Raw genomic sequence first — 6194 nt, forward strand, 5'->3', positions numbered from 1 at the left:
CGGGCGACCCGAACATCAGCCCCCTGACCAACGAGCCCACGGGCGGGGCCCCCCCCGGCCGCGCCCCCCCCACCCCCGCCCCCCCGGCCGCCCCCGCGGCGCCAGTCGTCGTCACCCAGGACGACTCCGACCCCGACTACGTCTCGCGCGGCGGCCACAAGCTCGCCGGCGCCCTCGCCGCCTTCGTGCCGAAGGGGCTGAAGGTCGAGGGCCGGCGGGCGCTCGACGCCGGAGCCTCCACCGGCGGCTTCACCGACGTGCTGCTGCGCGCCGGCGCCGGACACGTCGTCGCCGTCGACGTCGGCTACGGCCAGCTCGCCTGGTCGCTCCAGAGCGACGAGCGGGTCACCGTCAAGGACCGCACCAACGTGCGCGAGATGACCCTCGACTCGATCGACGGCATCCCCGCCGACCTCGTCGTCGGCGACCTCTCCTTCATCCCGCTCGGCCTCGTGCTGCCCGCCCTGGTCGCCTGCACCGCGCCCGACGCCGACCTCGTCCTGATGGTCAAGCCGCAGTTCGAGGTGGGCAAGGAGCGGCTCGGCTCCGGCGGGGTCGTGCGCAGCGCCGAGCTGCGCGCCGACGCCGTGAAGAACGTCGCCCGGCAGGCGGCCGGGCTCGGACTCGGAGTGGCCGGCGTCACCGCCAGCCCGCTGCCCGGGCCGTCCGGGAACGTCGAGTACTTTCTGTGGCTGCGGGCCGGCGCGCCCGCACTCGATCCCGCGGACGTCGACCGCGCCGTGGCGGAGGGACCTCGTTGACAGAGACAGCGGCACCACAGGCACCACGCACCGTCTTCCTGCTCGCCCACACCGGCAGGCCGGCCGCCGTGCGCAGCGCCGAACTCGTCGTCCTGGGGCTGCTGCGCAGCGGCATCGGCGTCCGGGTCCTGGAGGCGGAGGCGGCCGACCTGCCGCTGCCGCCCTCGGTGGAGAAGATCCCGGACAACTGTCCGGAGGCGCTCGACGGCTGCGAACTGATCATCGTCCTCGGCGGTGACGGCACGCTGCTGCGCGGCGCCGAGTTCTCCCGCGCCTCCGGCGTGCCGATGCTCGGCGTCAACCTCGGCCGCGTCGGCTTCCTCGCCGAGGCCGAGCGCGACGACCTCGACAAGGTCGTCGACCGGGTCGTCACCAAGGCGTACGAGGTCGAGGAGCGGATGACCCTCGACGTCGCCGTCTACCAGAACGGCGACACCCTGCACCGCGACTGGGCGCTCAACGAGGCCGCCGTGCAGAAGGTGTCCCCGGAGCGGATGCTGGAGGTCGTCCTCGCCATCGACGGCCGGCCCGTCACCGGCTTCGGCTGCGACGGGGTGATCTGCGCGACGCCGACCGGCTCGACCGCGTACGCCTTCTCGGCCGGCGGCCCGGTCGTCTGGCCCGAGGTGGAGGCGCTGCTCATGGTGCCGATCGGGGCGCACGCGCTGTTCGCCAAGCCGCTCGTCACCACCCCCGACTCCGTCCTCGCCGTCGAGGTCGAGCCGCACACCCCGCACGGGGTGCTGTGGTGCGACGGACGGCGGACCGTCGAGCTGCCCGCCGGCGCCCGTGTCGAGGTCCGGCGCGGCGCCGTCCCCGTCCGGCTCGCCCGGCTCCACCACGCGTCCTTCACCGACCGGCTGGTCGCGAAGTTCGCGCTGCCGGTCTCGGGGTGGCGGGGCGCGCCCCACTGACCGTCCCGGGTGGGGGCGATGTCGCGTCCCGGTGCGGAAACCTCGTATGGTCTGGGGCGTGCTGGAGGAGATGCGGATACGGTCGCTCGGGGTCATCGACGACGCGGTGGTCGAGCTGTCGCCCGGCTTCACCGCGGTGACGGGTGAGACCGGCGCGGGCAAGACCATGGTCGTCACGAGTCTCGGGCTGCTGCTCGGCGGACGGGCCGACCCGGCCCTGGTGCGGATCGGGGCGGGCTCGGCGGTCGTCGAGGGGCGGATCAGCCTGCCGCCCGGCGCGCCCGTCGCGCTGCGGGCCGAGGAGGCCGGGGCGGAGCTCGACGAGGGCGCCCTGCTGGTGACCCGTACCGTCTCGGCGGAGGGGCGCTCACGGGCGCACCTCGGCGGGCGGTCGGTGCCCGTCGGGCTGCTCGCCGAGCTCGCCGACGAGCTCGTCGCCGTGCACGGCCAGACGGACCAGCAGGGCCTGCTGAAGCCCGCCCGGCAGCGCGGCGCGCTCGACCGGTACGCGGGCGAGGCGGTGTCCGGGCCGCTCGCCGCCTACGGCGAGGTGTACCGGCGGCTGCGCGCCGTCACCACCGAGCTGGACGAGATCACCACCCGGGCACGTGAGCGAGCCCAGGAGGCCGATCTGCTGCGCTTCGGGCTCGGCGAGATCGAGGCCGTCGCGCCGCTGGCCGGCGAGGACGCGGAGCTGGCCGCCGAGGCCGAGCGGCTCGGGCACGCCGAGGCGCTGGCCTCCGCCGCCGCGCTCGCGCACGCCGCGCTGGCCGGGAACCCGGAGGACCCCGAGTCCGTCGACGCGACCACGCTGGTCGCCGGCGCGGGCCGGGCCCTGGAGGCCGTGCGGACGCACGACCCGGCGCTCGCCGCGCTGGCCGACCGGATGGGGGAGATCTCCATCCTGCTGGCCGACGTGGCGCAGGAGCTGGCGGGGTACGCGGACGACCTGGACGCCGATCCGCTGCGGCTGGCCGCGGTCGAGGAGCGGCGGGCCGCGCTCACCCAGCTGACCCGGAAGTACGGCGACTCCGTCGGGGCCGTCCTGCTCTGGGCGGAGGAGGGCGCGGCGCGGCTCCTGGAGCTGGACGGCGACGACGACCGGATCGGGGAGCTGTCCGCCGAGCGGGACCGGCTCCGCGACGAGCTGTCCGTCCTCGCGCAGCGGCTCACCGACGCCCGGGTGGAGGCCGCGGACCGGTTCGCCCAGGCGGTCACCGCCGAGCTGGCCTCGCTGGCCATGCCGCACGCGCGCGTGTCCTTCGACATCCGGCAGACCGAGGCGCTGGACGAGGCCGCGGGCGTCGAGGTCGGCGGGCGGCGGGTGGTGTACGGGCCGGCCGGCGCCGACGAGGTCGAGCTGCTGCTCGCCCCGCACCCCGGTGCCCCGCCGCGGCCCATCGCCAAGGGCGCGTCCGGCGGTGAGCTGTCCCGGGTGATGCTCGCCGTCGAGGTCGTCTTCGCCGGGGTCGATCCGGTGCCGACGTACCTCTTCGACGAGGTCGACGCGGGCGTCGGCGGCAAGGCGGCCGTGGAGATCGGCCGGCGGCTCGCCAAGCTCGCCAAGTCCGCGCAGGTCGTGGTGGTCACCCACCTCCCGCAGGTCGCGGCCTTCGCCGACCGGCAGCTGCTCGTCGAGAAGACGAACGACGGTTCCGTCACCCGGTCCGGCGTCACCGTCCTGGAGGGCGAGGAGCGGGTGCGCGAGCTGTCCCGGATGCTCGCCGGCCAGGAGGACTCCGAGACCGCCCGCGCCCACGCGGAGGAGCTGCTGGCCACGGCCAGGGCCGACGGGTGATCCGAGGCCCGGTGCGCGCCGTGCCCGTGTCGCGCGGTCGCGGCCGGGGCGGCGCCCGCCGGCGGGATCCGGGCGCCCGGACGTGAACGGGGGCGCGCGCCGTGAGGGCGCGCGCTCGCTCGGACGGGTGAAGTCGGGGGGCGGGGCGGCGCTCGGACACGGGAACGATGCGGTGTCGGTGCCGGAACGTGCGTACGGTCGGCCGCCCTTGCTGGCATCCTTGGGCGCGTGACACAGCTCCGTACCGTCCAAGTGCTGGGCGGCGGCAGCGCGGGCAGCAGCGCGCACGTCCGATCACTTGCCTCGGGGCTGGTGGCGAGGGGCGTCCGGGTGACCGTGTGCGCTCCGGCCGAACTCGACCGTCTCTACGACTACTCGGGGGCCGGCGCGCACGTCGTGCCGCTGCCCCGCCGCAACGACCCCGCGACCGTCGCCGTGCTCCGCAACGCCTGCATCGGCGCCGACGTCGTCCACGCGCACGGCCTGCACGCCTCCGTCCGGGCCGCGCTCGCCGTCTCCGGCGGCGTCGGGCTCGCCCGCACCCCGCTCGTCACCACCTGGCACGGCCGCCCGCACACCGACGGGGCCATGGGCGGGCTCGTCCGGCTGCTGGAACGCCGGACCGCGCGGGCCGCCGCCGTCGTCCTCGGGACCTCGTCCGAACTCGTCGACCGGGCCCGACGGCGCGGCGCCCGCGACGCCCGGCTCGCCCCCGTCACCGTGCCCGCCGCGCGCGGACCCGTCTGCCTCCACGACGGCAAGGCCCGGGCCGAACTCGGCGCCGTCGACCGGCCGCTGCTCATGGCCGTCGGCGCGCTCGAACCCGGACGCGGCTACCGGACGCTGCTCGACGCGGCGCGCGCGTGGCGGGAACTCGACCCGCAGCCGCTGCTCGTCATCGCCGGCGAGGGCCGCGAACGGGCCGCGCTCCAGCGGCGGATCGTCGCCGAAGGGCTCGCCGTCCGGATCGTCGGGCGCCGCGACGACGTCGCCGAACTGCTGGCCGCCGCGGACATCGCGGTGCTGCCGTCCCGCTGGGAGGCGCGCTCCCTGCTCGCCCAGGAGGCGCTCCGGCTCGGCGTCCCGCTGGTCGCCACGGCCGTCGGCGGCGTGCCCGAACTCGTCGGCGACGCCGCGGAACTCGTGCCGTACGGGGACGCCGACGCGCTCGCCGCGGCCGTCCGGGGCCTCCTGGAGGACGAGGAGCGGCGCATGGACCTCGCGGCGGCGGGGCGCGTACAGGCCGGGACGTGGCCGACGGAGGACGACACCATCGCGCACGTCCTGAGCGTGTACGACGAACTGGCGGCCCGCTAGCCCCGGTGCGCGGGGTTACGGGGTGTGGCGGCGGGCGCGCAGGGCCAGGGAGAGGGCCAGGACCGTCTGGGGGTCGTCCAGGTCCGTGCCCAGGAGCTCGGAGATGCGGGCCAGCCGGTTGTAGAGGGTCTGGCGGTTGAGGTGCAGCTCCCGGGCCGTCTCCGCCTTGCGGCCCGCGTGCGCCAGATACGTCTCCAGGGTGGGGAGCAGCGGCGGCCGGGAGGCGCGGTCGTGGTCCCGCAGCGGGCCGATCGCGCGGTCGACGAAGGCCGCCAGGTCCGGGTGGTCGCGCAGCCGCCACAGCAGCAGGTCGATGTCGAGGCGCCGGGCGTCGTACCAGGGGCGGTCCGTCAGGCCCTGCGCCGCCGTGGCCGTCTCCGCCGCGTGCCGCAGCCCCGCCGACGCCGCCGCCCAGCCGCCGGCCATGCCGACCACCACGACCGGCGGGTGCGCCCCGGCGCCCTCCAGGCCGGCCCGCTCCACCCCGGCCCGCAGCGCCGCCGCGACCCGGTCGGCGACCGCCGTCCGCTCCGACTCCGAACGCAGGCCGAGCAGCAGCGGGACCCGGCCCTCGACCGGGCGGACGCCGAGGAGCGCGGGGACGCCGACGGAGGACAGCTCCTCGTGGACGGCGCGGGCCAGCAGCGCCCAGCTGCCGGACGGGGAGAGCTCGGGGGCCAGGCGCATCACGACCGGCAGCAGCGGGCCCTCGCCCGGCCGGAAGCCGAGGACACGGGCCTGGGCCGGCGCGTCCTCCGCCGAGATCCGGCCCTCCGCCAGGTCCGTCAGGAAGTCGCCGCGGCCGCGCGCCGCCAGCTCCTCCTCCTGCCGGGCCTGCATGAGGACGACCGCGAGGAGGCCCGCGGCCCGCTCGGCGGCCATCCGGTGGACGGGGGAGAGGGCGCCGGAGACCGCGAGCAGCACCAGCCGGGCCCGCACCGAGCCCGTCCCGGGGCCTCCGCCGGGGACGTCGACGAGGACCGTGCCGGTCGGCGGGCCCGACTCGCGGGCCGCGCGCTGGCCGCGGAGCCCGTCCCACACCTGGAGCGGGTCGGCCGGGCCGGAGTCGGTGCCCGCCGCGTACAGCAGCTGCCCGTCGGCGGTCTCCAGGAAGACCGGGTTCGCGGCGAAGTCGGAGAGGATCCGCAGGACCTGGGGCACCCCGCCGCCGCCGAGCAGTGCCTCCGTGCACTGCCGGTGGATCTCCTCCGCCCGCCGCTGGAGCGCGTAGTGGCCGTTGACGATCTCGGTGTGGATCTCCTCCGTGACCGCGACGAACGGCACCTCGCGGTGGGGGGGGGGGGGGGGGGGGGCGCCGCCCCCCGCGGCCCCCCCCCCCCCCCCCGCCCCCCCCGCGCCCCCCGGGCCCCGCGCCCCGCCCCCGGCGCGGCGGGCCCGCCCGGG

The 6194-nt window shown here is 77.3% G+C and carries 3 protein-coding genes and 2 pseudogenes; 4 read left to right on the forward strand and 1 reads right to left on the reverse strand.

The annotated features are described in order from the left end of the window. Positions 1–107: 107 nt before the first annotated feature. The 4 genes and pseudogenes from ACFW1I_RS28995 to ACFW1I_RS29010 all read left to right on the forward strand — a co-directional run. A pseudogene (locus ACFW1I_RS28995) lies at positions 108–761 on the forward strand (TlyA family RNA methyltransferase); the annotation flags it as partial. Beyond that, positions 758–1675: an NAD kinase gene (locus tag ACFW1I_RS29000; RefSeq protein WP_384675445.1), complete on the forward strand. Its 918-nt coding sequence runs from the start codon at positions 758–760 to the stop codon at positions 1673–1675. The pseudogene ACFW1I_RS28995 and the gene ACFW1I_RS29000, both read left to right, overlap by 4 nt. Before the next feature lie 46 nt (positions 1676–1721). Then, entirely contained in the window at positions 1722–3473 is a 1752-nt protein-coding gene (recN, locus tag ACFW1I_RS29005) for a DNA repair protein RecN (protein ID WP_384675408.1), read from the forward strand. 228 nt (positions 3474–3701) lie between these two features. Beyond that, positions 3702–4790, forward strand: coding sequence for a glycosyltransferase family 4 protein (locus tag ACFW1I_RS29010; protein ID WP_384675410.1), 1089 nt, complete (start codon positions 3702–3704; stop codon positions 4788–4790). Between the two features lie 15 nt (positions 4791–4805). On the opposite strand, the pseudogene ACFW1I_RS29015 reads toward ACFW1I_RS29010, so the two are convergent. Next, positions 4806–6083 (reverse strand): annotated as a pseudogene (locus tag ACFW1I_RS29015) (PucR family transcriptional regulator); the annotation flags it as partial. Positions 6084–6194: the final 111 nt, after the last annotated feature.

The organism is Streptomyces sp. NPDC058955, assembly GCF_042741435.1.
Classification (GTDB): Bacteria; Actinomycetota; Actinomycetes; order Streptomycetales; family Streptomycetaceae; genus Streptomyces.